This window comes from Bradyrhizobium sp. MOS002 (genome assembly GCF_003020115.1).
GTDB lineage: Bacteria > Pseudomonadota > Alphaproteobacteria > Rhizobiales > Xanthobacteraceae > Bradyrhizobium.
Map to the genome: position 1 here is coordinate 506,488 of NZ_PYFX01000001.1, position 23,344 is coordinate 529,831.

General features: G+C 64.4%; 21 protein-coding genes. 10 read left to right on the forward strand and 11 right to left on the reverse strand.

The features are described 5' to 3' along the window. Positions 1-95 precede the first annotated feature (95 nt). Positions 96-1,481, reverse strand: coding sequence for a tetratricopeptide repeat protein (locus C7G41_RS02575; RefSeq protein WP_106941083.1), 1,386 nt, complete (start codon positions 1,479-1,481; stop codon positions 96-98). Between the two features lie 164 nt (positions 1,482-1,645). Further along, positions 1,646-2,404, reverse strand: a complete 759-nt coding sequence (locus tag C7G41_RS02580) for a tetratricopeptide repeat protein (protein WP_106941084.1) — start codon at positions 2,402-2,404, stop codon at positions 1,646-1,648. A gap of 95 nt (positions 2,405-2,499) precedes the next feature. Between C7G41_RS02580 and C7G41_RS02585 the strand changes: the two genes are divergently transcribed. Together C7G41_RS02585 and C7G41_RS02590 are read left to right on the forward strand one after the other, a co-directional pair. Next, a complete protein-coding gene (locus tag C7G41_RS02585; RefSeq protein WP_106941085.1) occupies positions 2,500-4,077 on the forward strand; it encodes a sodium:proton antiporter in 1,578 nt (525 codons plus the stop codon). A 203-nt stretch (positions 4,078-4,280) separates the two neighbouring features. Further along, positions 4,281-5,051 (forward strand): hypothetical protein, encoded by a 771-nt coding sequence (locus tag C7G41_RS02590; RefSeq protein WP_106941086.1) that lies wholly within the window; start codon positions 4,281-4,283, stop codon positions 5,049-5,051. A 161-nt stretch (positions 5,052-5,212) separates the two neighbouring features. On the opposite strand, the gene C7G41_RS02595 is transcribed toward C7G41_RS02590, so the two are convergent. The 5 genes from C7G41_RS02595 to C7G41_RS02615 form a co-directional block, all read right to left on the reverse strand. Beyond that, positions 5,213-6,019: an SDR family NAD(P)-dependent oxidoreductase gene (locus C7G41_RS02595; RefSeq protein WP_106941087.1), complete on the reverse strand. Its 807-nt coding sequence runs from the start codon at positions 6,017-6,019 to the stop codon at positions 5,213-5,215. 90 nt (positions 6,020-6,109) lie between these two features. Continuing rightward, a complete protein-coding gene (locus tag C7G41_RS02600) occupies positions 6,110-6,487 on the reverse strand; it encodes a DUF1850 domain-containing protein (protein WP_245446435.1) in 378 nt (125 codons plus the stop codon). Continuing rightward, a complete protein-coding gene (locus tag C7G41_RS02605; RefSeq protein ID WP_106941089.1) occupies positions 6,484-8,592 on the reverse strand; it encodes a TRAP transporter permease in 2,109 nt (702 codons plus the stop codon). Before C7G41_RS02605 ends, C7G41_RS02600 begins: the two co-directional genes overlap by 4 nt. A 153-nt stretch (positions 8,593-8,745) precedes the next feature. Beyond that, the gene (locus C7G41_RS02610) at positions 8,746-9,693 is read right to left on the reverse strand and encodes a TAXI family TRAP transporter solute-binding subunit (RefSeq protein WP_106941090.1); all 948 of its coding nucleotides are present in this window, start codon (positions 9,691-9,693) and stop codon (positions 8,746-8,748) included. Between the two features lie 350 nt (positions 9,694-10,043). Next, positions 10,044-10,523, reverse strand: coding sequence for a hypothetical protein (locus C7G41_RS02615; protein WP_199198088.1), 480 nt, complete (start codon positions 10,521-10,523; stop codon positions 10,044-10,046). 192 nt (positions 10,524-10,715) lie between these two features. On the opposite strand from C7G41_RS02615, the gene C7G41_RS02620 reads away from it, so the two are divergent. Next, positions 10,716-11,018 (forward strand): hypothetical protein, encoded by a 303-nt coding sequence (locus C7G41_RS02620; protein ID WP_106941092.1) that lies wholly within the window; start codon positions 10,716-10,718, stop codon positions 11,016-11,018. 159 nt (positions 11,019-11,177) lie between these two features. Here the strand turns inward: C7G41_RS02620 and C7G41_RS02625 are convergent, their stop codons facing one another. Both C7G41_RS02625 and C7G41_RS02630 read right to left on the reverse strand, forming a co-directional pair. Further along, positions 11,178-12,392: a hypothetical protein gene (locus C7G41_RS02625; RefSeq protein WP_106941093.1), complete on the reverse strand. Its 1,215-nt coding sequence runs from the start codon at positions 12,390-12,392 to the stop codon at positions 11,178-11,180. 56 nt (positions 12,393-12,448) lie between these two features. Then, positions 12,449-13,075, reverse strand: coding sequence for a CoA pyrophosphatase (locus C7G41_RS02630; protein ID WP_106941094.1), 627 nt, complete (start codon positions 13,073-13,075; stop codon positions 12,449-12,451). 68 nt (positions 13,076-13,143) lie between these two features. Here C7G41_RS02630 and C7G41_RS02635 point away from each other — a divergent pair, with 68 nt between their 5' ends. The 5 genes from C7G41_RS02635 to C7G41_RS02655 all read left to right on the forward strand — a co-directional run bounded on the left by C7G41_RS02635 (position 13,144) and on the right by C7G41_RS02655 (position 19,001). Beyond that, positions 13,144-13,569 (forward strand): PaaI family thioesterase, encoded by a 426-nt coding sequence (locus tag C7G41_RS02635; protein WP_199198089.1) that lies wholly within the window; start codon positions 13,144-13,146, stop codon positions 13,567-13,569. 303 nt (positions 13,570-13,872) lie between these two features. Then, positions 13,873-14,883, forward strand: a complete 1,011-nt coding sequence (locus C7G41_RS02640; protein WP_106941473.1) for an aldo/keto reductase — start codon at positions 13,873-13,875, stop codon at positions 14,881-14,883. A 13-nt stretch (positions 14,884-14,896) separates the two neighbouring features. Next, the gene (locus C7G41_RS02645) at positions 14,897-16,210 is read left to right on the forward strand and encodes a tetratricopeptide repeat protein (RefSeq protein ID WP_106941096.1); all 1,314 of its coding nucleotides are present in this window, start codon (positions 14,897-14,899) and stop codon (positions 16,208-16,210) included. Positions 16,211-16,407: 197 nt separating this feature from the next. Continuing rightward, positions 16,408-16,983: a hypothetical protein gene (locus C7G41_RS02650; RefSeq protein WP_106941097.1), complete on the forward strand. Its 576-nt coding sequence runs from the start codon at positions 16,408-16,410 to the stop codon at positions 16,981-16,983. A gap of 161 nt (positions 16,984-17,144) precedes the next feature. Then, positions 17,145-19,001 carry a sensor histidine kinase gene (locus C7G41_RS02655; protein ID WP_106941098.1) on the forward strand — a complete coding sequence of 619 codons (1,857 nt, stop codon included), beginning with the start codon at positions 17,145-17,147 and terminating at the stop codon, positions 18,999-19,001. 35 nt (positions 19,002-19,036) lie between these two features. On the opposite strand, the gene C7G41_RS02660 is transcribed toward C7G41_RS02655, so the two are convergent. Beyond that, entirely contained in the window at positions 19,037-20,596 is a 1,560-nt protein-coding gene (locus tag C7G41_RS02660) for an oleate hydratase (RefSeq protein ID WP_245446436.1), read from the reverse strand. A 354-nt stretch (positions 20,597-20,950) separates the two neighbouring features. Here C7G41_RS02660 and C7G41_RS02665 point away from each other — a divergent pair, with 354 nt between their 5' ends. Both C7G41_RS02665 and C7G41_RS02670 read left to right on the forward strand, forming a co-directional pair. Beyond that, entirely contained in the window at positions 20,951-21,520 is a 570-nt protein-coding gene (locus C7G41_RS02665) for a cysteine hydrolase family protein (RefSeq protein WP_106941100.1), read from the forward strand. Positions 21,521-21,683: 163 nt separating this feature from the next. Beyond that, positions 21,684-22,004: a hypothetical protein gene (locus C7G41_RS02670; protein ID WP_199198090.1), complete on the forward strand. Its 321-nt coding sequence runs from the start codon at positions 21,684-21,686 to the stop codon at positions 22,002-22,004. Positions 22,005-22,062: 58 nt separating this feature from the next. On the opposite strand, the gene C7G41_RS02675 is transcribed toward C7G41_RS02670, so the two are convergent. Further along, positions 22,063-23,334 (reverse strand): NAD(P)/FAD-dependent oxidoreductase, encoded by a 1,272-nt coding sequence (locus C7G41_RS02675; protein WP_106941101.1) that lies wholly within the window; start codon positions 23,332-23,334, stop codon positions 22,063-22,065. Positions 23,335-23,344 lie beyond the last annotated feature (10 nt).

Consider the following 23,344-nt stretch of genomic DNA (forward strand, 5'->3'; position numbering starts at 1 on the left):
ACAAACGTCCCGCCATGACAGGGATCAAGTACCGGCCTTGTTTGAGGGGTATTTTCCCGGGAACGGGCCGCGGTTCAAGCTGAAAAGAACAATGCTCAGCTATCCATCGCATTCAGCCGCTGCAGCCGCTCCTGCATGACCTTCCTCAGATCATAGCCCGGGCGGCCGAAGCTCATATTGCGGGTGGCGAGGAAATCGCGCTGGGTGCGACGGAGGTCGCCGGCCGAACGGGACCTGGCCGATTTCAGCACGCGCTCGTAGGTCTCGGCGATCTGGCGATCGAGCACACCCAACTGCGGATCGGCACAAATCACCTTCTCGACCTCGCGCTTCGCAGTGGCACAATCGAACGACGGGCCATTGCCGGAAGTCGCCGCGAGCGGCCGCAGCGGTTCGCCGCCGAATTTCGCGATCTCAGCGATCATGGCGCGGCGGCCGGCGGCGGCGTTGTCGTTGCCGGGATCGAGCCGCAGCGCGGTCTCGTAGTCGGCCAAGGCCTTCTTGCGCTCGCCCATCTTCTTGTAGAGCACGGCCCGGTTGTTGTAGGTCTGCGCGAAATTCGGATCGAGTTTCAGCGCGGCCTCGTAGTCGCTCAGAGCCGCGCCGAGCTCGCCCTTGAGGTGGTAGGAGTCGCCGCGGTTGGTGAAGAAGTTCGGCCGCGGCGCCAGCCGCAGCGCCTGGTCGTAATCGGCAATCGCCTTGTCGTACTCGCCCATCGCGGCCAGCGACAGCCCGCGATTGTCGTAATATTCGGGTACCTTCGGATCGAGCCTGATCGCCTCGCCATCGTCGGCAACCGCCTTGTCGAGCTGGCCGAGCTTCTTGTAGGCGGCGCCACGATTGGTGTAGCTGCGCGGCCGGTTCGGATCGAGCCGCAACGCCTCGCTCAGATCGCGGATCGCCTTCTCGTTGTCGCCGCCGAGATAATAGGTCACGCCGCGGTCGGACCAGGCCTGTGCATTGTCAGGCTTCAGCTTGATCGCCTGGTCGTAATCGGCAAGCGCGCGGTCGAGCCGGCGCTGGTTGGTGTAGACGACACCGCGCAGCTCGTAAGACTCCGAATCCTGCGGATCGAGTTCGATGGCCTTGCTGAGGTCCGCCGCGGCGCGGTTGAGATCGCCGCCGGCCTCGCGCAGGAGATCGCCGCGCAGGCGCCAGGCTTTTGCGTTCCTGCCATCGAGCGCGATGGCGCGATCGATATCCCGCAGCGCCTGGGTGAGGCCGCCCGAAGTCCGCGCATTGGCGTCGGCGCGCACCAGCAAAGCCGCGGCGCGATCGGAAGATGGATTTGGGGTCTGGTCGATGATGGCGCTGCATGCGGGGATCAGCTCAGCCGGGGCGGCCTTGCTCCCCATCACGCAATCGACGCCGGCCAAGGCAGGGGCGACGAGGACGACGCTCATTGCTGCGCCGAGCAGGAACGAGCCAAGCGAGATCTTTGCTAACGAAAACATTTGCGCGGAAGGATGCGTGCCGCACATGGCATAGGACTCCGGGACATCAAGCTTTCACCATTGTCGCCGCGGGGAAGCGATGGGTTCAAAATTGAGCCCGTCAGGGGCGCACCAGCGCCCTTCTCACGACCAGCGCCCTTCTCACGAGAAGTCGTCATGCCCGGCCATGACGTTGCGGCGGCCTCAAGGCCTCAATACCCGTCCACCCCGTTCAGCTGCCGCAGCCGCTCCTGCATCGTCTTCTTCAGATCGTAGCCGGGCCGGCCATATCCGGCATTGCGGCGGGCGATGAAATCGTCCTGCTCGCGCTGAAGCGCCTTCGCTTCGCCCGCATTGCGGGCTTCGCGCAACACGCGGGCATTGGCGGCAAAGACCTCGCGGTCGAGGTCAGCGAGCTCGCGGTTGGCGCAGATTGCCTTCTCGACGGGGCGGCGCGCACCCTTGCAATTGAAGCTGGGCTTGCCTGCGACCGCCATCTGCGCGCCGATCCGCTCGATCTCGCGCGCCATCGCCTTGTGATTGACCTTAGCCTTCTCGTGGTTCGGATCGATCTTCAATGCCGCGCCGAAATCCTGCACCGCCTTGGGCTTGTCACCCTTCCTCAGCCAGAGCTCGCCCCGTGCGTTGAAGATATCGGCGAGACCGGAATCGAGCTCCAGGGCGCGGCTGTCGTCGGCGATCGCGCGGTCGACCTGATCGTGCCGGGCAAACAGCGTGCCACGCGCGATCAGCGCCTTGATCAGGTCGGCCTTCGCCGTCTTCTCGTTGTCGATCACGGCGGCGCAGGCCGTGACGGCCTTGTCGACGTCGTCGGCTGCGGCAGCCGCGACACACGGAGCGATGTCGACCTGCGGGACCGCAGCCGGTTCGCCGCCGGTTGCGGCATGAGCCACGACGAACGAAAGTGCGAAAAGCACCCCGGCGCAGGACCAATGAATGAGAAAACGCATGCTAGCCACAGTTGGAAAGTCTTGAGTTAAGGTCCGGGTTGAGGTCTTGCCTTGGGGCCGCACTATCCATCATACGGCCGGATTGGTGCTAGCCTGTGGCGCCGCTCAAATCGGTTTCGGGGATCAACGTGTCGACATTCGAATGGATCATTGTGCTTCTGCTCGGCGCCGTTGCATTATCGGCGCTGGCGCGGCGGATCAAGGTCCCCTATCCGACCTTTCTCGCGATCGGGGGCGCGCTGATCGCCTTTGTGCCGTCGAGCCCATCCTGGGCGCTGGAGCCCGACCTGGCATTAGCTCTTTTTGTCGCACCGGTCCTGCTCGATGCCGCCTTCGACACGTCGCTGCGCGATCTCCGCAACAATTGGGTTCCAGTCGCCACCCTGGTCGTCGCCGCCGTCGGCCTGACCACGGCCGGCGTGGCCTACGTCGCGCACCGGCTGATGCCTGATATGCCCTGGGCCGCCGCGGTTGCGCTCGGCGCCATCGTGGCCCCGCCGGATGCGGCCGCCGCGGTTGCGATCCTGAGCCAGGTCAAGCTGCCTCACCGCATGGTGAAGGTCCTGGAAGGCGAGAGCCTGCTCAACGACGCGACCGCGCTCCTGATCTATCGCATCGCCGTCGGCGCGGTTGCCACCGAGCATCTGGCATGGAGCCAAGTCGCGCCGACCATGGCGCTGGCGCTGGTCGGCAGCGTTGTCGCGGGCCTGGTCGCAGGCCGCATCATCCCGCTGTTCATGGAACGCGTCAAGGAAGCGCCGAGCGCGATCATCGTGCAGTTCGCCACCACCTTCATGGTCTGGATTGCCGCCGAGCATCTCGGCCTCTCCGGCATCCTCACCATCGTGGTCTACGCCATCACCATCGCGCGCACGGCGGGGGCACGCATGCCGGCGCGGCTGCGGGTGCCTTCCTATGCGGTGTGGGAGACCATGGTGTTCGTTCTCAACGTGCTCGCCTTCATGCTGATCGGCATGCAGATGCGGCCGATCTGGACGCGGCTCGATGCAGACGTGCGCTGGGAATATTGCGTGGCCGCGGCCTGGATCCTGCTCACCGTGGTCCTGGTGCGCCTGGCCTGGATCACATTCTACCGCACGACGCTGCGCGCGCTGATCGCGCACGGGATCTATCACCCCAAGGATCCGAAGCAGGTCGCCTCGCCCAAGGGCGGCCTCATCATCTCCTGGTGCGGTATGCGCGGCCTCGTCACGCTCGCCACCGCCTTTGCCTTGCCGGAAAACTTTCCGCATCGTGACTTCATCGTCTTCTCGGCGTTTGCCGTCGTGCTCGGCACGCTGGTCGTTCAGGGGCTGACGCTGCGGCCGCTGATCCTGGCGTTCGGCCTCAAGGACGACGACCCCGTCGGCATCGAAGTCGCGCGCGCCCGGGCCGTCGCCTATCGCGCGGCGCTCGACGCGATCGAGGACGATCCGTCGGAGGAAGCGGAAATCCTGCGGCTCGAATATCGCGCCATCCTGATGCAGGCGGACGACGATCCCCATGGCGGCATCACCAACGGCGAACTGCCCGCCGATCCGCTGCGCCGCCGGGGTATCGCGGCCGCGCGCAAATCGATCTTCGACCTCCGCGCCAGGGAAGTGATCGGCGACGATGCGTTCCATCGGATCGAGGAAGAGCTCGATCGCGCAGAGTTGAGCGCAGGGGGTTGATGTTTCGCTGCCTCCAGACTTCAGGTCGTCCCGGCGAAGGCCGGGACCCATAACCCCGACTTTCAGTTGTTGAGAACAAGCTGGAGCCATCGGCGTGCCAATTCCCACATCTTGTGGTTATGGGTCCCGGCCTTCGCCGGGACGACACCGGAGGGTGAACGGCAGGCATTGAACCGAATGCCATCGTCGCAGACTCATCCCTCATGACGACCCTGATCGACGACCGTCGTGTGCGCGCGCGAGATGCGTCGCCCGCACGATATTTCTATCTCCACATGTCCCTGGCCTGCGCTGTCACCGCTTTTCTCGGCTTCGCACCGACCTATTTTGTGCCGCTGGCGCAACGGACGTTGTCCGCAAGCCCCGTCATTCATTTCCACGGTCTCTTGTTCTTCACTTGGTCTCTCTATTTCGTGATCCAGACCTGGCTCGCCGCCTCAGGCCGCGTGGTCAATCACCGCGCGCTCGGCATCGCCGGCGTTTCGCTCGCGACCGCGATGACGATCTTCGGCTTCCTGGCCTCCGTACATGTGATGCAGCATTCCGCCGCGCTTGGACAGAAAGAGGCCGGCATCGCCTTCTCGATCGTGCCGATGAGCGGGATCGCGTTCTTCGCAGTGGTGTTCGTGCTCGCGATCATGAACACGCGAAAGCCCGAGATTCACAAACGCCTGATGCTGCTCGCCGCGGTCTCCATCCTCGATGCCGCGATCGCGCGCTGGTTTCTCACCTTTCTCGCGCCTCCGGGACCGCCCGGGCCGCCGCCGGTGCCGGTCACCATCGCGCCCGCGATGGTCGCCGCGCTCCTGCTCGTCGTCGCCATGGTACGCGACTGGCGCACCGAGGGCCGCGTGCATCCGGTCTACATCTACGGGACGCTGGCCATGCTGACGGTGAAGGTCTTGAACTGGCCGGTCAGCGAGACCGCCACGTGGCATTCGTTTGCCGGCGGGATTCTGGCGCTGGCGCAGTGATGTCGTTCTGGCGAAAGCAAGGACCCATTACCCCGAATGCCGATTGTTGAAGCAAGCTGGAGCCACCAGCCTTCGCCAAGCGTCTCCCAGTGGTTATGGGTCCTGGATCAGCGCTCGCTACGCTCGCTTTTCCAGGACGACGGTGGAATTTATAGCGGCGCCTACGCCCCCGCCTTGCACGTGATCCCGCCGTCCACCACGAGCTCGATCCCCGTCACATATTTCGCTTCGTCCGAGGCCAGGAACAGCGCAGCGTTGGCAACGTCGAAGGCGTCGCCCATGTGGCCCATCGGCACTTGCGCATCGCGCGCCCGCCACATCGCTTCGACGTCGCCCTTGGCATAGCTGTTCGCAAGACCTGCGGAATGTTCCACCATCGGCGTCTTCATCAGGCCGGGCAGAATTGCATTCACGCGCACATGGTTCTTCGCGAACTCGATCGCGGTGGAACGCGTCAACTGGTTCATCGCCGCTTTGCTGACGTTGTAGCTGACATACGAAATTCCGACGTGGCGGATCGAGGCGATCGAGGAGATGTTGATGATCGAGCCGCCGCCCTGCTTCACCATCGCGGGGATGACGTGCTTCATGGCGAGATAGGCACTCTTGAGGTTTACGGTGAAGACGCGGTCCCAGCTCTCCTCGGTCACGTCGACGACGCTGCCCATCTCGGCGATGCCGACATTGTTGTCCAGCACGTCGATGCGGCCATAGGCCTTGAGACACGCCCCGACCATTGCCTCGATCTCGGCGGCCCGCGAGACGTCGGCGGTGAAGGCGGTCGCCGTGCCGCCTTCGTCCGTGATGATCTTCACGGTCTCCTCGGCGGCCGCGCCGTTGCGATCGACGCAAAACACCTGCGCGCCCTCACGCGCAAACGTCACCGCTGTGGCCTTGCCGTTGCCCCAGCCCGGTCCGATCGAGCCGGCGCCCACCACCATCGCAACCTTGCCCTTGAGCCGATCCATCACGTGTCTCCCTTGTTTTTCTTGTAGCCCGGATGGAGCGCAGCGTAATCCGGGGCCGCCATTCCCGGATTACGCTGCGCTCCATCCAGGCTACGGATCTTTGCAGACGCTCATTTTTGTGACGTTAGCACCAATGGGATGACCGACAATCTCGGACAACGTCCGGCACTTGCCGTCATGGCATAGCCGCCATTCGCCAGCCGCGCCCGAACTGCCCAGCACGACCTCCGGCATCGGCGCGCGCGCAGGCCTCCATTGAAACCAGCCGTCGACGAGGCGGGCCTCGGGCGGCGGCTCCATGCCGGGGCCTGTGCCCTTGATGCGTGCCTGCACCAGTTCGAGCCCGGCGGGGGTGACGCGCCAGTCTTCCTGCCAGTCGACCTTCGCGATCGAATGCGTCCACACCAGCGTGAAGGCGGACAGCGCCAGCGCCTTCACGCCTGAAGCTGTGGCGAAGCAGAGGCTCACACCGCCTCGACCGGCGACGGCGGACGCTGCCGCCACTGCCACAGCACGATCGCCGCGGCGAGCAGGAAGCCCGCGGTGTCGCTGAACGGGAAGTCCCCGAGCAGGCAGAGCGCAGCACCGAGCGCGACCAAACGTTCGAGGAACGTCAGGCGCGTGAACAGGAAGCCGATCGCGACCATGCCGAACAGCGCGATCGCGACCAGCGCCTTCAGGGTCGCCAGCGCCACCGCGCCGTAGAAGCCGAGTTTTGCCGCCATGGGATCGCCGGCCTGCAGCATCAGGGCCGGCGAATAGACGAAGATGAAGGGGATGACGTAGCCGGCGAGCGCGATGCGCATCGCCTCCCAGCCGATCTTGTCCGGATTCTCCTTCGCGATCGGTGCCGCGGCTAACGCCGCCAGCGCGACCGGCGGCGAGAGGTCGGCCATGATGCCGTAGTAGAACGCGAACATGTGGCTCGCGATCAGCGGCACGCCGAGTTTGGCCAGCGCAGGCGCCGCGAGCGCCGCCGTGATGATGTAGGTCGGGATGGTCGGGATGCCGGTGCCGAGCAGGATCGACAGCAGCATGGTCATGATCAGCGCCAGGAACAGGCTCTTCTCGCCCAGCCCGATCACCCAGCCGCCGAAGATGGTGCCGACGCCGGTCTGCGACATCATACCGATGATGACGCCGACGATAGCGCAGGCCATGCCGACGGTGATGGCGGATTTCGCGCTTTCGGCCAGCGCATCGCGGCAGGCGCGCAGGGCGGGAAATCCGCCGCGCACGAAGGCAGTGATCACGATCAACGCGACGACGACGCAGGCGACCGGCACGATCTGAAGGCCGTCGCGCGACAGCGCGGCAACGACGAGCGCGAGCCCGATCCAGAAGATATAGCGGATCGCCATCGAAGGCGCGCCCGTCGTGATGGCGGTGCCAAGGATCAGCGCCACCGTTAGCGCGAGGCCCATGCTGCCGGCATAGAGCGGCGTAAAACCTTCGAACAGCATGTAGACCAGCGCCGCGAGCGGAAGCACGAGATACCAGCGCGTCACCAGGGCCTTCCAGGCGCTTGGAATCTCGGAGCGCTTCATGCCGGTGAGGCCGTGCTTGCCGGCTTCCAGGTGCACCATCCAGAAAGCGGAGGCGAAATAGAGCATCGCGGGAATCGCCGCCGCTTTCACGATCTCCGAATATTGGACGCCGAGCGTCTCCGCCATGATGAAGGCGACCGCGCCCATCACCGGAGGCATGATCTGCCCGCCCATCGAGGCCGTCGCCTCGACGCCGGCCGCGAACGCGCGGCGATAGCCGAACCTGATCATCAGCGGAATCGTGAACTGGCCGACGGTGACGACGTTGGCGACGCCGGAGCCGGAAATCGTGCCCATCATGCCCGAGGCGAACACTGCGACCTTGGCCGGGCCGCCGCGGGTCCTGCCGAACAACCCAAGAGAAACGTCGGTGAAGAGCTGGATCATGCCGGCGCGCTCCAGGAACGAGCCGAACAGGATGAACAGGAAGATGTAGGTCGCCGAGACGTAGATCGGCACGCCGTAAAAGCCTTCGGTGCCGAACGACAGATGCGTGACGATCTGATCGAAATCATAGCCGCGATGGTTGAGCGGTGACGGCAGATATTGGCCGAAGAACCAATAGACGAGACATGCGCCGCACATCAGCGGAAGCGCCGCGCCCATCAGCCGCCGCGTGCCCTCGAAGATCAGGACGGCGAGCAGCGTGCCGACCGCGAGATCGAGGCGGGTCGGATCGCCGTCACGTGCGATGAGATCCGCATAGAAGATCCATTGATAGAGCCCGCACAGAAAGCCCGCGCCGCCGACCAGCCAGCCGATCGCGCGGCCGAAATCGCTTTTGGCGGTGAAGTTGCCGATCAGGCCGAAGGTGAGGAGGATGAGAAAGCCGACATGGACGCCGCGCACCACCTGGCTTGGCAGATAGTTGAAGGCCGCGACATAAAGCTGGAAGGTCGCGAAGGCGATGCCGATCCAGTAGGCGAGCGTACCCCACCAGCGCGGGCCAAAACCTTCCGGAAAACCGTGCTCGAAATTGTCGAACTCGACCTTGATGGGCGCTTCGCTGCCCTCTGCCTGCAACATCGATATGTCCCCAACCGTCCAGCGCTTATATTGCACAGCGCCTCCAGACCGTCATGCCCGGGCTTGTCCCGGGCATGACGGACTTTCTCGCCTGCTCTTAGAACGTGGATGGCCGGGACAAGCCCGGCCATGACGTCCGATAACGAAAGCTGATTACTTGATCAGCCCTTTTTCCTTGTAATAGCGGATCGCGCCGGGGTGCAGCGGAACCGGGCTGCCGCTGGCGGCCGTCTCGAGCTTGATCTCTTTGCCGGCCGCATGCGCGTTGGCGAGCTCGGGCAGCGACTCGTAGACCAGTTTTGTCATCTGGTAGGCGAGATCGTCCGACACCGCCGAGCTGGTGACGAGGTAATTGACCACGGCCGCGGTCGGCACGTCCTTGTCCTGGCCGGTGTATGTGTTGGCGGGAATGGTCGCCGCGATGAAGGGCAGGCCGATCTTGTCGACGGTCTCCTTCGGCACCGACACCACCGTGATCGGGCTCGAAGTCGACAGATCCTTCAGCGAGGCCACGCCGAGGCCGGCCGATTGCAGCGTCGCGCCGAGCTGGCGGTTCTTCATCAGATCGACGGATTCGGCAAACGGCAGATACTCGACCTTGCCGAGATCCTTGTAGCTCATGCCGGCCGCCGCCAGGATCGCGCGCGAATTCAGCTCCGTGCCCGATTTCGGCGCACCGACCGACAGGCTCTTGCCCTTGAGGTCCGCCAGCGTCTTGATGCCGCTCTCGGCGGTCGCGACGATCTGGATGTAATTCGGATAGATCGCGCCGATCGTGCGCAGCTTGTCGAGCTTGGTCTTGAAGCCCGCCTCCTCCTCGCCGTCCCAGGCGGCTTTCAGCGAGTCACCCAGCGTGAACGCGATCTCGCCGCGGCCCTGCTGGAGCAGGATCAGGTTCTCGACCGACGCCTTGGTGGCCTGCACCTGCGTCTTCACGTTCGGAATCTTGTCGCCGTAGATCTTCCCGATCGCGACCCCGAGCGGATAGTAGACGCCGGAGGTGCCGCCGGTCAGCACGTTGATGAAGGATTGCGCCTGCGCACAAGGTGCCGACGCCGCCAGAGCAAGAGCCGCGGCCACGCCGAAAATCGTCCGTTTCATGATTTTTCCACTCCCCAAACCGGCCGGGAAGTTGGCCGGATGAGGGGGGCGGGTCAACCCATCCAAAAGTCAAAACAGGACTGCGGTAAATGGCTGTCCTGGCTCGATTTTCGGGGAACTCGGCAGGTGCGGCGAGGTGGCGCAGCCAGGCATGCTGACGTGAGGATCAATCACTCACGCGGCAGGCTCGGTGCAACCTCTCCCGCGTGCGGGAGAGGTCGGCGCGAAGCGCCGGGTGAGGGCTTTCTCCTCTGGGGGATTGTCCCATTGAGGATACACCCTCTCCCCAGCCCTCCCCCGCACGCGGGGAGGGAGCGCACGGTCACTGGCAAGCCCTCACTGGCAAACCCTCACTGGAAGGTCATGTCCAGGCATTTGGAGATGTCGGAGCCGAGGCCGGAGGAGATGATGATGCAGCCGCGCACCTTCTGCGCGCTGACGTCGGCGGCCCAGACCGAGTAGCCGCCGGGGCCGAAGAACGAATTGGTGTTCGGCGGCTCGGTCTCGGTGGCGTCGAAATCGTAGTGGCCGTCGGTCTCGAAGATGCGCGGCTTCTTGGTGCAGGCGCCGTCGGTCTGGACGTTGATGACTTCCTTGTTGTCTCGGGTCAGCGCCAGCGAGACCTGACAGCGGAAATATTCCGAGGTCTTGGTGTTGAAGAGATAGGTGTAGGACTTGCAGGTCGCGGTGTTCAGCTTGCCTGGGGCCAGGCCGCGGCTGCACGAAATCCGCTGGTTGTGGCTGAGCTGGTAGTCATCGGCCCGGGCGGCCGGCGCCAGCGCCGTCAGCAGCAGTGCAGCAGTCCCACAAACTTTAATGACATGGCTCATCCGAATCATCCCCACCCATATTTTTGTCGAATTGCGTTCTAGACGGAAAGCGGAACATAGTCGCGAAGGGGCGAAGGGAAAATCACAAACTGCTGGGCAAGACGTGATGCGCTGCGGCGCTTTCGCAAATTGACCTGAAAGCGTCGTTCGTGATTTGTTCAAGCCAGGCGCCTCGATGGGGAGGATAGGGTGATGGCATTTTCAACAAAGACATTTTTGGTTACGGCCGTGCTCGGCGCGTTCGCTGCACCGGCATTGGCACAGACCGCTGCAACACCGTGGGAGCTCAAGCCCGACACCGGCTACGCCTATGACAAGGACGGCAAGACCTTTTCCTACAAGATGGGCACCAACAATGCCGGTGAACTTCTAAAGGGCGCCAAGAAGGTGCCGAAGGGCACGCTGTTCTTCATCGGCCACAACGGCCAGCTCTACATGCGCAGCGGCCCGTACCTTGAAGGCGACGGCAAGTTCAAGTTCGGGTCGGATCAGTAGGGCGAGGTCGCGGCGACGCCACACGCTGCGTCGTCCCGGCGAAGGCCGGGACCCATACCGCGTGATCCCTCGATTGCGTACGGCCGCAGTACCGAACGACCGTCCTCCCAAACTACGCCCTGTGGCTATGGGTCCCGGCCTTCGCCGGGACGACGCCGCCTAAAACGCCCCCGCCAGCTCCCGCGCGCCGGCGTTGTTGCTGTTGCTGTCCATCCTCGTATCCGTCACCGCCAGCAGCTTCGCCACCGTGTTGTGGCGGATCGCGACCGGGTTGCGCTCGTAGCCGCCGCGCTGGAAGAAGTTCGAGGTCGGCACCTGCTCGCGCATCGCCTGCGGCATCGTCACCATGTCGAGGCCGGTGCCGTCGCCGGTGAGGTTCATCATCTCGAGCTCGGCCGCGCTGAGCGGGCGGCTGTAGCCCTTGGTGCGCGCGAATAGCACCGAGGTGAGCAGCTTGTGGGTCTGCAGCATCGGCCCGATATCGATGTCGAGCACCATGGCATGCATGGCCCAGCCCTGCGCGGTGTTGCCGATCTTCTCATGCTCCGACCAAGTGTCGGGCACCGATTTGGCGTGCGCCACCATTTTCTTCAGAACGGTGAGCTTGTGCTCGAGCGACTGGTGCGCCGGACCCGAGGTCCGCGCGACCTTGTCAGAGAGCGCGCGGATGAATTCATGGCCTTGCTCGGCCAGCAGCTCGACGCTGTTGGTCGTCAGCAGCTGGTTGTAGCCCATCGCGGTCGAGATGGCGCGCTTGCCGCCATGCTCGATTCCCGCCTGCACGTCGTAACTTCCGGTGCCGCCGGTCTCGAACGCATAGACCCGCACCGCCTGATCGCGCGTCAGCCCCGAGGCCAGCGCGTAGCGTGCATAGACGCGCTTGAATTCGACTTCGTTGGACGGCCGCTGCGGCGTGAACTGGTAGAGTTCCTGCGCCGCGCGCAGCAGATCGGCGACCACGGGGATCGGCTTTTTGGTCGGGCGGTCCGGGGTTTCCTCCGGCTCCGGATTCACTGGCCGTTTCGGCCCGTTATAAAGCGGCGGATGCTCCAGCACATAATCGTCGAGCGTGATCTGCTGCCCGCTGCGCCGCTTGGCGTTGCGACCTTTCCGCTTCTCGGAGATCTGGCTCCAATAGGCGCCGGCTTCCTCGTCGAAGGCCGCACGCGCCGCCTGATACTCCTGCAGCTTGCGGCGATATTCCAGCACGGAGGGCGAGGCCCCACCTTGCGCAAAGAACTGCGACAGCAGCTGGGCCTTGGCATCGCGGACAGCCAGCGGCAGCGCGTCGGCCCCACCGCCACGCGCAGCAGGCGCGAGCAGAAGGAGCGCGAGTGGAACCAACGCCAGTGATTTTCGAATCGAATGATGCATGCTGCCCTCTTAGCAGGCATCCGGTAACCGTCACGTTAACGTGGCGTTTACCATCGCTATTTCCAGGCGAATACCGGCTGTTCCAGCTCGGTGACGCGGGTCTGGCGGCCCGCCAGCACCTCGCGGAACTGGTAGATCAGCGCCGCCGTCGGCGCATGGATCAGGCTCATCTGGTGGTGGAAGCGGATCACACGGCGCGTGCTTTCGGGGATATCGGTGAAGTCGAAGGCGTCGTCGTGCTCGATCGTCGCGAGCCCGATGCGATGGACGGAGGCGACCTCATCCGGGTTCGGCCTGATCGCGGCACTGTCCGCGGCCCAGACCACGACCGGTGTGATCAAATAGCCGGACCGCGTCGGATAGTCGTCGAGCAAGCCGAGCACCGCGTCGGCCGAAAGCCGGAGCGCGAGCTCCTCCTCGAGTTCGCGCAGCGCCGCTTCAACGGGCGTCTCGCCAGCATCGCAGCGTCCGCCCGGCAGCGCCCATTGGCCGCGATGCGCGCGCAAGCTCGATGCACGCTTGGTGATCAGGAAGGCGGTGTCGTCGCCGTCATTGGATTCGGTCAGCGCGAGCACGACCGCGGCGCGCTTCAACGGCGACGGCTCGGCCGCGTCGGGCAGCCGCGCGAAGGACGCGCAGGCCTCTGCGATATTCCGCCGTGTGGCATCGTCGAACGGTCTCATGACGCTTGACTACACCACGTCCGGCCCCGATGAAATGAGATCGCACGACCCGCTCAGGAATGGACGACATGACCAACAAGACAGCCGCAAGGCTGAAGGCAGAAGGCTGGACCATTCTGGAGACCACGGGCTTCATGCATCTGATTGGCCCCCTATGGGAGCGCAAGGTCGACGGCCAATACGAATTCGCACTCGCGACCGAGGACAAGCACCACAATCGCCGCGGCATGGTCCAGGGCGGCGTGATGATGACGTTCGCGGACCGTACCTGCGGCATGACCGCCCGCTACGCCTCCGGCAAGGAGTTCATGGCGACGGTGCAGCTCGACACCCATTTCGTCGAAGCCGGCCAGATCGGCGACATCCTGATCTCCCGCCCGCGCGTGGTGCGCGCGACGCGCAGCCTGATCTTCATGAGCACCGAGGTCAGTGTGGACGACCGCTGCGTGGTGATGGCCAATGGTGTGTTCAAGATTTTGAAGGGGCCGGGGTAGGTTCGCGCAATCAGGCCGACACTGCCGATCGCGCTCACCGCCGTCATTCCCCGCGAAGGCGGGGAATCCAGTACGCTGCGGCTTCTCCGCTCAATCACCAATCTCTCGGCGTACTGGATCGCCCGGTCAAGCCGGGCGATGACAGCTGAGAGCGTAGTAAGCAGCTCCGCCGAGCTCGTCTTTGCGAGCGCAGCGAAGCAATCTAGAATCTTTCCGGAGACGCATCTCTGGATTGCTTCGCTGCGCTCGCAATGACGGGATGAGACGGCTATGCTGTCGCCGAAGAAGCAGCAAGGACAGCCCATGCAATATCGCCAACTCGGCCGCAGCGGCCTCAAAGTGTCGCCGATCTGTCTGGGCACCATGATGTTCGGCGGGCCGACCGATGAAGCCACATCGAAGCGGATCATCGCGAAGGCGCACGAGGCCGGGATCAATTTCATCGACACCGCGGACGCCTATTCCAAGGGCGCGTCCGAAGAGGTCGTGGGACGCGCCATCGGCAACAACCGTCACGCCTGGGTGCTCGCCACCAAACTTGCGAACCCCATGGGCGAGGATCCCAACCGTGTCGGCCTGTCGCGGCGCTGGGTGTTGCAGGCGGCGGATGAGAGCCTGAAGCGGCTCGGCACCGATCACATCGACATCTATTATCTGCACAAGGAAGACCATTCGACGCCGCTGGGGGAGACGGTGCGCGCGATGGGCGACCTGATCCGCGCCGGCAAGGTGCGCTATTTCGGCGTCTCGAACTACCGCGCCTGGCGCGTCGCCGAAATCTGCAACATCTGCGACCGGCTCGGCATCGACCGGCCCGCGGTGAGCCAGCCCTATTACAACGCCATGAATCGCATGCCCGAAGTCGAGCACTTCCCGGCCTGTTCCTATTACGGCCTCGGCATCGTGCCTTACAGCCCGCTGGCGCGCGGCGTGCTGACCGGCAAATACAAGCCCGACACGGCACCGGACAAGGAGACGCGCGCAGGCCGGAACGACACGCGCATGATGCAGACCGAATGGCGGCCGGAATCGCTCCAGCTGGCGCAGGAGATCAAGACCCACGCCGAGAAAAAGGGCATCACCGCAGGCCAGTTCGCAGTCGCCTGGGTGCTGAACTCCGCCTTTGTCTCCTCCATCGTTGCCGGTCCGCGCACCGAGGAGCAATGGGACGGCTACACCGGCGCGCTCGACTATCGCTTCACGGCGGAGGACGAGGCGCTGATCGACAGACTGGTCGTGCCGGGTCATCCCTCGACGCCGGGCTACAACGACCCGGCCTATCCGATCGAAGGACGTCGGGCGCGGACGGCCTGAGCCGGAGACAAGAATGGCCCTCGAAGATCGCTACGGCCTGCCGCTCTCCACCTCTTCGCCCGAGGCGGCATCCGCTTATCGCGAGGGCGTCGACCTCATGCTCGCGGGCTGGACCGGCACGGCGGAAACGCTGGAGCGCGCGATTGCGGCCGATCCGGATTTTGCGCTGGCCTATATCGCCCGCGCCCGTCTGCACGGCTTCTATCAGCAAGGCGATCTGGCACGGCAGAAGGCGGCACTCGCGCGCGAGCTCGTGGCGAAGCGCGGCACGGAACGCGAGCGCTCGCATGTCGAGACGCTGGCGCTCGCAATCGAGGGCAGGCTGCCCGAGGCGATCGCGGCGACGATGAAGCACGTCGAGGCGTGGCCGCGCGATGCACTGGTGCTGTCGCTGCCGCTCGGCGCCTTCGGTCTGTTCGCGTTCTCCGGCATGGCCGATCACGACCGCGCGCGGCAGGAGCTGTGCGAGCGCGTCGCGCATCATTATGGCGAGGATTGGTGGTTCCTCACCATGTACGGCTGGGCGATGACCGAGAACGGCAATTTCAGTCGCGGCCGCGGCGTCACTGAGCGCGGCTTCGAGCTGCGCCGGCAGAATGCCCATGCCGCGCACGCCGTGCTGCATGCGATGTTCGAGGACGGTTCGATCGAAGCGGCCGACCGGTTCGTCGACGACTGGATCCCCTGTTACGACCGCGCCGGGATCTTGCACGGCCACATCCGCTGGCATCAGGCGCTCGGCGCGCTGGAGCATGGCGATGCCGCGCGGGCGCTTGCGATCTATGCCGATGTGCTGCAGCCAAAGGCCACACAGGCGCCACCACTCAATGCCATCACCGACGGTGCGTCACTGCTCTGGCGCTTGTCGGCTTACGGCCACGCCGTGCCGAGCGCGCTCTGGGTCGAAGCCGATGCCACGGCGCAAGAGCTGTTTCCGAAATCAAGCCTGCCCTTCGCCGACGTCCACATGGCCCTGTTCGCAGCTGCGACGGAAAATCGCGAAGCGCTTGCCGCGCGGCTGACCGCGATCGAGCAGCGGCTCGCCGATGGCAAGCTGCCGGCCGGTCCCGTGGTGCCGGCGGTCTGCCGAGCGCTGGCCGCCTTCGCGGACGAGCAATACGTGGCGTGCGTGCAAATGCTCGCGCCGGTTCTCAGCGAGGTCGTGCGCCTCGGCGGCAGCCACGCCCAGCGCGAGTTGATCGAAGACACTTTTATCGTCGCCCTGATGCGCAGCGGCGAGCTGTCCCGCGCCCGCGCCCTGCTCGATGCCCGCCTGCACCGTCGCCCATCCTTGCGCGATACGCGCTGGCAGGCGGCTATGGGGTAGCCCCGCCACGAAAAAAACACCGGCCTGACGGCAAGTGCCGGCCGGGAATGGGTTGGGCGATATGGGCGAATCGCCGTTGGGGTGGCGCGGTGGTATTTCAGACGAATCCGGCAGAACAAACGGGATCGCAACCAATTTGCGGTTCGCTGGTTATCGGGCGGAACTTTTCCGTGGTTCCCTGGCATGTGAGCCTCCCGATGCGCCTCTGCCGACCAGTCCTCACCGCCGCCCTCGTGGCCCTGGCAAGCCCTTGTTTTGGCGAGTCTTCCTTGTCGATTCCCGTGAACAACGCTCCGGCCGGTAACGCTTTCGTCGATCTGCTGGCGCTGATGTCCGGCCATTGCAAGACGCTGAAGGTCGCGGGCCGCACCTTTGCCTGCAAGACGGTCGCCTATGCCCATGGTGACAAGGGCCGGGTCAATTTCGCGGTCGCGGTTGACGATCCCGCCGACGAGAATCACGTCGTGTCGTTCTCCGGCGAGAACGGCAAGCGCGCCGACGACAATTCCTATGAGCTGCCGATCGACCGCATGCTGCTCAATTCCAAGGACCGCCCCAAGGTCGACGGGCTACCGGTGCCCGCCGAGCAGACCTCCACTGGCCTCTGCCGTCAGACCGGCAATTTCGCCGCCAAGAAGGTGACTGACGTCACCTGCTCTGCCACCGACAGCGAGGGCCGTCGCTACGAACTGCTGTTCGTCTCCGACGGCACGCCGGTGAGCGTTCGTCGTATCAGGCAGTCGGCGCCGTCGATCCAGGATCCGTTCAAATAGCGGTCCTTCTTCGCTCTGTATGCGGGCGAGGTGAACCGCCGCCTGCGCAGCACAGCCGGATCAAATCCTTTCGTTGAAACTTCGGAACCGGCAGGTATGCTCGGATGCGTCCTCATTGAGGAGGCGCCCGTTGCAAACACAGGCAGGCACAGAGTCCAGCAATGCGGATGGTCATCGCGATCAAGCGGCTCCTGATCGTCTGCCTGTTCGCAACCCTGGCACATGAATGCCCTGCAGCCGACGGTCCGGGGCAGCGCTCGATCCTGGTGCTGGAAGACGCCGACTTTCGTTCGCCGTTCTATTCGGAGATTTTTGCCGGTATCCGCACCGCTGCGAAGGAAAATGGACAGATCCACACCGTGATCTACGGCGAAAGCCTCGATCTCGCCCGTTTCCCGGGACCGGACTACGAGGAGAGCCTGGTCGGTCATCTCAAGACCAAATACGCGCATCGGCCGATCGACGTCATCGTCTCGATCGGCGTCGCGTCGGCGAAATTCCTGCAGGCGCGCAAGCACGACATCTGGCCCGCCGCCCCCGTGGTTTACGGCTTCGTGCCCGATCTGCCCGAGACGCGCGCGCTGTTCCTGCCCGGCACGACCGCCATCTTTGCCAAGGTGTCTCCGGCGCAGATACTGACTGCGGCACGCGCGGTCGTTCCCGACTTGACTGGCGTCGTCCTCGTTGGCGATGCATGGAAAAATCCGCTGACATATGGCCACTGGAAACAGGAATTCGCGACCACGATGCCGGGTCTCGAAATCATCGATCTGTCCGGCATGGTGCTGCGGGAGGTGCGCGAACGGGTCGGCTCCTTGCCCCCTCGTTCTGCAATTCTGACCTCGGCGATGTATTCCGACGGCGAAGGCACCCACTATTTGCCGGCCGCGGCGCTTGCGCGCGTCGCCGAGCGCGCGAACCGCCCGATCATCATCACCTCCGACACATTTCTCGGGCGAACCGGGGTTGGCGGCTTCCTGCTGCTGCCCGAAACCATCGGACAGGAAGCCGGCCAGTTGGCAATGCGGATTCTCGGCGGCGAATCGCCGTCGAACATCCCGCCTGTTGCCGGGGATAACGTGAAGCCGATCTTCGACTGGCGACAGCTCAAGCTCTGGAATGTGGACGAAGCCCATCTGCCTCCCGGAAGCGAGGTGCGTTTCCGAGAACCGAGCTTCTGGGAGCAGTACTACTGGCGTGTCATGATCAGTGCCGGCGTGGTGCTGGTGCAGGCGATGATGATCGCCATCCTCCTGCGCGAGCGCAGGCTGCGATTCCTGGCGGAGGTCGAGGCACGCCAACGCATGTCGGAGCTAGCCCACATGAATCGCCTTGCGACCGCGGGCGAGATGTCTGCCACAATCGCGCATGAGCTGAGCCAGCCGCTCGCCGCCATTCTGATCAATGCTGAGACCGCCGAGCAGGTGTTGCAGACACCGGCACCTGACCTCGGCGTGATCAGGGAGATACTGGGTGACATTCGCCGAGACGATAAGCGTGCCAACGAGATCGTCGTTCAGGTGCGCTCATTTTTGAAGAGGGCCCGCACGGAGCGGATCGAACTCGACCTCAACGCGGCGGTCAGCGATGTGTTTAGGTTCCTTTCCATTCAGGCCCTGACCTACGACGTTGCGCTCGCGACGGATCGATCGTTCTCGGATATTCGCGTAACTGCCGACAAAGTGCAGCTCCAACAGGCTATTCTGAACCTGGTCATGAATGCCATCGAAGCGGTGGCCGATCTGCCGGAGGATCGGCGACGCGTCGTCGGTCGAACCAGCCTTGCAAACAATCAGGCCATGATCTCGATCGCAGATGCCGGCGACGGCATCTGCACAGAAAAGGTAACCAAAATCTTCAAGCCGTTTTTCACAACCAAGACGCAGGGGATGGGCATCGGCCTCTCGATCACGCGCACGATCATCGAGGCACATGGCGGGCGCATCTGGGCCGAGAACGCGCCGACGGGAGGCGCCGTCTTTCATATCAGCCTGCCGCTGGCTGTGGCACGGCCGTAAGTCGAGGCCCTCTGCCGTTCAAGTCGCTCCGCCCGTCACGTGAACGCCTTTTCCAGCGTCGCGAAGATCACCGCAAGCGATTTGTCGTGCCGCGTCACCGGCGGCACGGGGCGATCGATCTTCATCAACTGATAGACCGCCATCTGCGCCGCGCGCACCGAATATTCGACGGTGAACACGACGTCATCGGGGATTTCGACGAACTGACTGACGAAGGCGAGATTGACGGAATTCCTCGGCACCGGCAGCGGCCGGTCGGTCGCCGTGCGCGGCATGAACATGCTGGTGATGTAGGGCATGCGACAGGGAACGCAGATCGCATCCTCGAACACGCCAGGGTCGAAATTCAGGTGACCGCAAAGCTCCTTCAGGATGTCGGCGCCGCCGCAATCGGACATCGGCTTGGCCACGAAATTGCCGACACGGTCGGGATGCAGCGCATAGCCCCAGAACACCTGCACGTTCTTCGGCTGTCCGGCGAAATGCGGCTGGTGATACAACACCACCGACATCAGCCAGTTGGAATCCCTGAACGTGACGAGGCCGCCGGTGCCGGCCTTGTTGCCGGAGAACGCCTCCATCTTGTCGAAGAAGCGCGGATCGCGGCAGGTGACGGTGAATGACAGCCAATAGGATTCCGGGATCGACGCGTTGAACGCGGACGGCTTGCCGAATTCGGGACGTTCGCTCGCGATTTTCTCCCACAGGGCCCAACCCCGGCTGTCCGACTTGGTCAGGCGCGGAGCCGGCTCGGTCATCGAGCCCAGACTCGAGGCGTCCGTCATCGAGCCGTTTTGAAGGAACACGAGGTCGCCGTCCTCGAGCTGGACATTGGCGATGCGGCCGTCGCGGTCGAGTACGAGCTGGCGCACCCGCAAGCGTCCGTCCTCGCTCTCGATCGCCATGTCGGTGACGGCGGTGCCGCGCACGAATTGCACGCCCTGCCCTTTAAGCCAGCCGGCAAGCGGCCGCACGATCGCGTCATACTGGTTGTAGACGGTGCGCTTGACGCCGGCGAGAGTCTCGATGCGCGGGAACTCGTTCATGAAGCGATGCAGATAGCGCTTCAGCTCGACCGCGCTGTGCCAGGGTTGGAAGGCGAAAGTGGTCTGCCACATGTACCAGAAATTGGACTCGAAAAATTTGGGCGACAGCCAGTCGGTGATGCGGCTGTTGCCGAGCGTCTCCTCCGAGGCCTCCGTGAGCCGCAGCAGCTCGAGCCGGTCACGCCCGGAAAATCCCATATGCGAGACGTCGAGCTTGAAGCGGTTGCGATCGACCAGCCGCGCCTGCGAATGCGCGGGGTTCTCGGTGTTGAACGCGACGGTTTCCTCGCGCACGCTGAGGCCGGGACGTTCGAGCGAGGGAATGCTCGACAGCAGGTCCCAGGTGCATTCGTAGTGATCGGTCGTGAGCATTCGTCCGCCCCGCAGCGAATAGGCACCGTTCGCGAGCAGCGCGCCGTCGAGGCTGCCACCGACCAGCGGCTGCGCCTCGTAGATCACGATATCCCGGCCCGGCAGCTGCGCGTCACGAACGAGAAACGCCGCGCCCGCGAGCGATCCAATGCCGCCACCGATGAAATACGCCTTCATGTCTTGCCTCGATCTGCAATTCGAATTTTCGCGGCGACATTGCATGGGGAGACATTGGCCGGAGTTGCGCTGGATCAAGCGCAACGCGCATGAGGATCACGTTGAGTTGAGCGATCGACTGATCAGCCCCGGCATGGCGTCCTTTGGCGACGTCTTCGAATCATGTCTTGACATTGCGACCGTCAATCGGAGCGACCCATGACGCGCGACCGCTTCGCTTTCCCGATCCGCATCGCAGAGCCGGGGCACGAGGCGTCGCGAAACGAGGGAAGATTGACATTGCGCGTTGTCACTATCGCCTCGCATAGTCGGCGCAGCAAGCAAGTCTGCAAGTAAGTCTGAAAGCCGCCCCTCATGTCCCTCGCCCTTCCCGCCCTCATCGTCGTCGACGTCCAGCGTGCGTTCGACGAATGGGAGGCGGCGGGCAAGCGGCGCAACAACCCGGATGCAGTGGCGCGCATCGCCGATCTCCTGACGGCGTTCAGAACGAGCGGCGCGCCGATCTTCCACATCCGTCATGAGGGCACCAAGCCGTCCTCCTCGTTTCTGCCGACGAGCTCGGGCTATGCCGTCAAGGACGAGGCGCGCGAGCGGCCGGGCGAGGTCGTGATCGTCAAGCGCGTCAACAGCGCCTTCATCGGCACCGATCTGGAAAAGCGCCTGCGCGCGGACAACATCGGCACGCTCGTCATCTGCGGCGCCACCACCAATCATTGCGTCGAGACAACGACGCGGATGGCCGGTAATCTCGGCTTCGACGCGCAGTTGGTGCGCGACGCGACCTGGACATTCGAACGGGTCGGGCCGGATGGAGACAGGCATTCTGCCGAAGATATCCATGCGATGACGCTATCGAACCTCAACGGCGAATTCGCGCGCATCGTCACCACCGATGACGTGATTGCGTCATTCGCGGCAGAGTGATGGCAGCGCGGCGATCGACGCGCGTGATGCGACAATAAATCTCACGAGACGCACACCGCCGCGAATCGGACGCGGATGAAACTGCGTCGTTTCGACGCCCGCACTGGCCGGAACGCGCCGGATGACCATGTGTTGTCACACGACATTCAACTGGAGTGATGACATGAAGTATCTCTTTGTCGCGATAGCCGTCGGTGCTGCGGCGCTTGCAGGCGGATCGGCGGCGAACGCGGCCAATCATTCAAGCGCGAAACAGAACGCGCCAGCCGCCCAGTCAACCGATATCAGCGCGCAGCACAGGCACCACCATCACGGCCATCGCCATCACTGGCGTCCTCACCACCATCACGGATTTCATCGTCCGCACTACCGGAGCTACGGCTACTACCCGCGGCACCACGGATATTACGGCGGCGGACCGTACGGATATTACGGCGGCGGCGGTCCCAGCGTGACGTTCGGCTTCGGCGGCAGCCGCTGGTAAGACGGTCGCTGGTAAGACGAAAGGCCCGCGAAATGCGGGCCTTTCTTTGCGCGTCAGCCTATCCCCGCAAGATCATCCCCGCCGTCTGTTGACCGCTCGCCAGCGCCGCTTCGACTGTGCCCATGTCGGCTCCGCGATAGAGCGCCTCGCCGGAGAACAGCACCGGACCGTCGGCGCGCCCGAGGGTCGCTTGTGCCTCGCGCGTTCGCGGCGTCGCCCAGGAATAGGCGCCGCGGGCGTAGGGATCGTGCGCCCAGTTGGTCGCAGCGGCCGCGATGAGCTCGCGCGCGAGGTCCTCGCGCGACAGGCCGAAGACCGTAGCAAGCGAATCGAGCCCGGCATCGATCAGCGCTTGCGGATCGAGCTGCGACAGCGCTGCCGTGCGCGGGCCACCGAACCATCCGGTCAGCACCGGATGAGGGTTCGGATATTGCGTCCACCACACCGGGATGGGCTGGTCGGACAAAAGGAAGCTCATCTCCGCGAGCTCTTCCTTGCGCGCGCGCCACCATGGCCGCCTGAAGCGCAGCAGGATTTTTATCACGTTACCGAAGCCGATGTCGTCGGCGGCCGCCGCCTTCGCGCGCGCGCTGCTCGGCAGCGCAATCTCGCGCAGCAACGGCAACGGAACGGTGAGGATCACGCGATCGCAGCCATGCACGTTGCCGCCGACACAGCGAACGGCGATCGCGCCGCCTTCCTCCTCGATCGCCGACACCACGCAGCCGAAGCGAAAAATCACGCCAAGCTTGCGGCACCCGGCCGCCAGGAAGTCGATCATCGCACCATAGCCGCCCTTGACCCGCGCCTGCGGAGAGTGCCCGCCAGCCATCCATTCCTCGCGCAGCGCCAGCGTGGAGGCGCGCTCCGGGTCGGCCGCATCGTAGCCCTCGACCATTCGCTCGATCGAATGGCGCAGCCGCGCGTGTCCATCCCCGGCGAAATGCCGGCGCAGGAAATCGGCGACGGTGAGGTCGTCGTTCAATTCCCGAACCACGGCGTGCAGCTCAGCCTCATGCGGATCGTGGCGATCCTCGCGCACGATGTCTGCGCCGTCAAAGCCCCACCGCTCGCCTTCGATCTCCTGAAGGGACAGCCCGGCCTCACGCAGCAACGCGCGCGTGACCGGCGCCTCGCCGTGGACGAATTCGGCGCCGCCATCGGCGGGATACCCGAACTCCGAAGCAGGCAGCGGGTGGATGCGGCCGCCGCAGCGCTCGCGCGCCTCCAGGATCGTCACTGTCCTGCCCGCGCGCGCCAGCTCGCGCGCCGCCATCAGGCCGGCCGCGCCGGCACCGACGATGACGATATGGTCTGATGTTGCCGCCATCTCGGTGCTG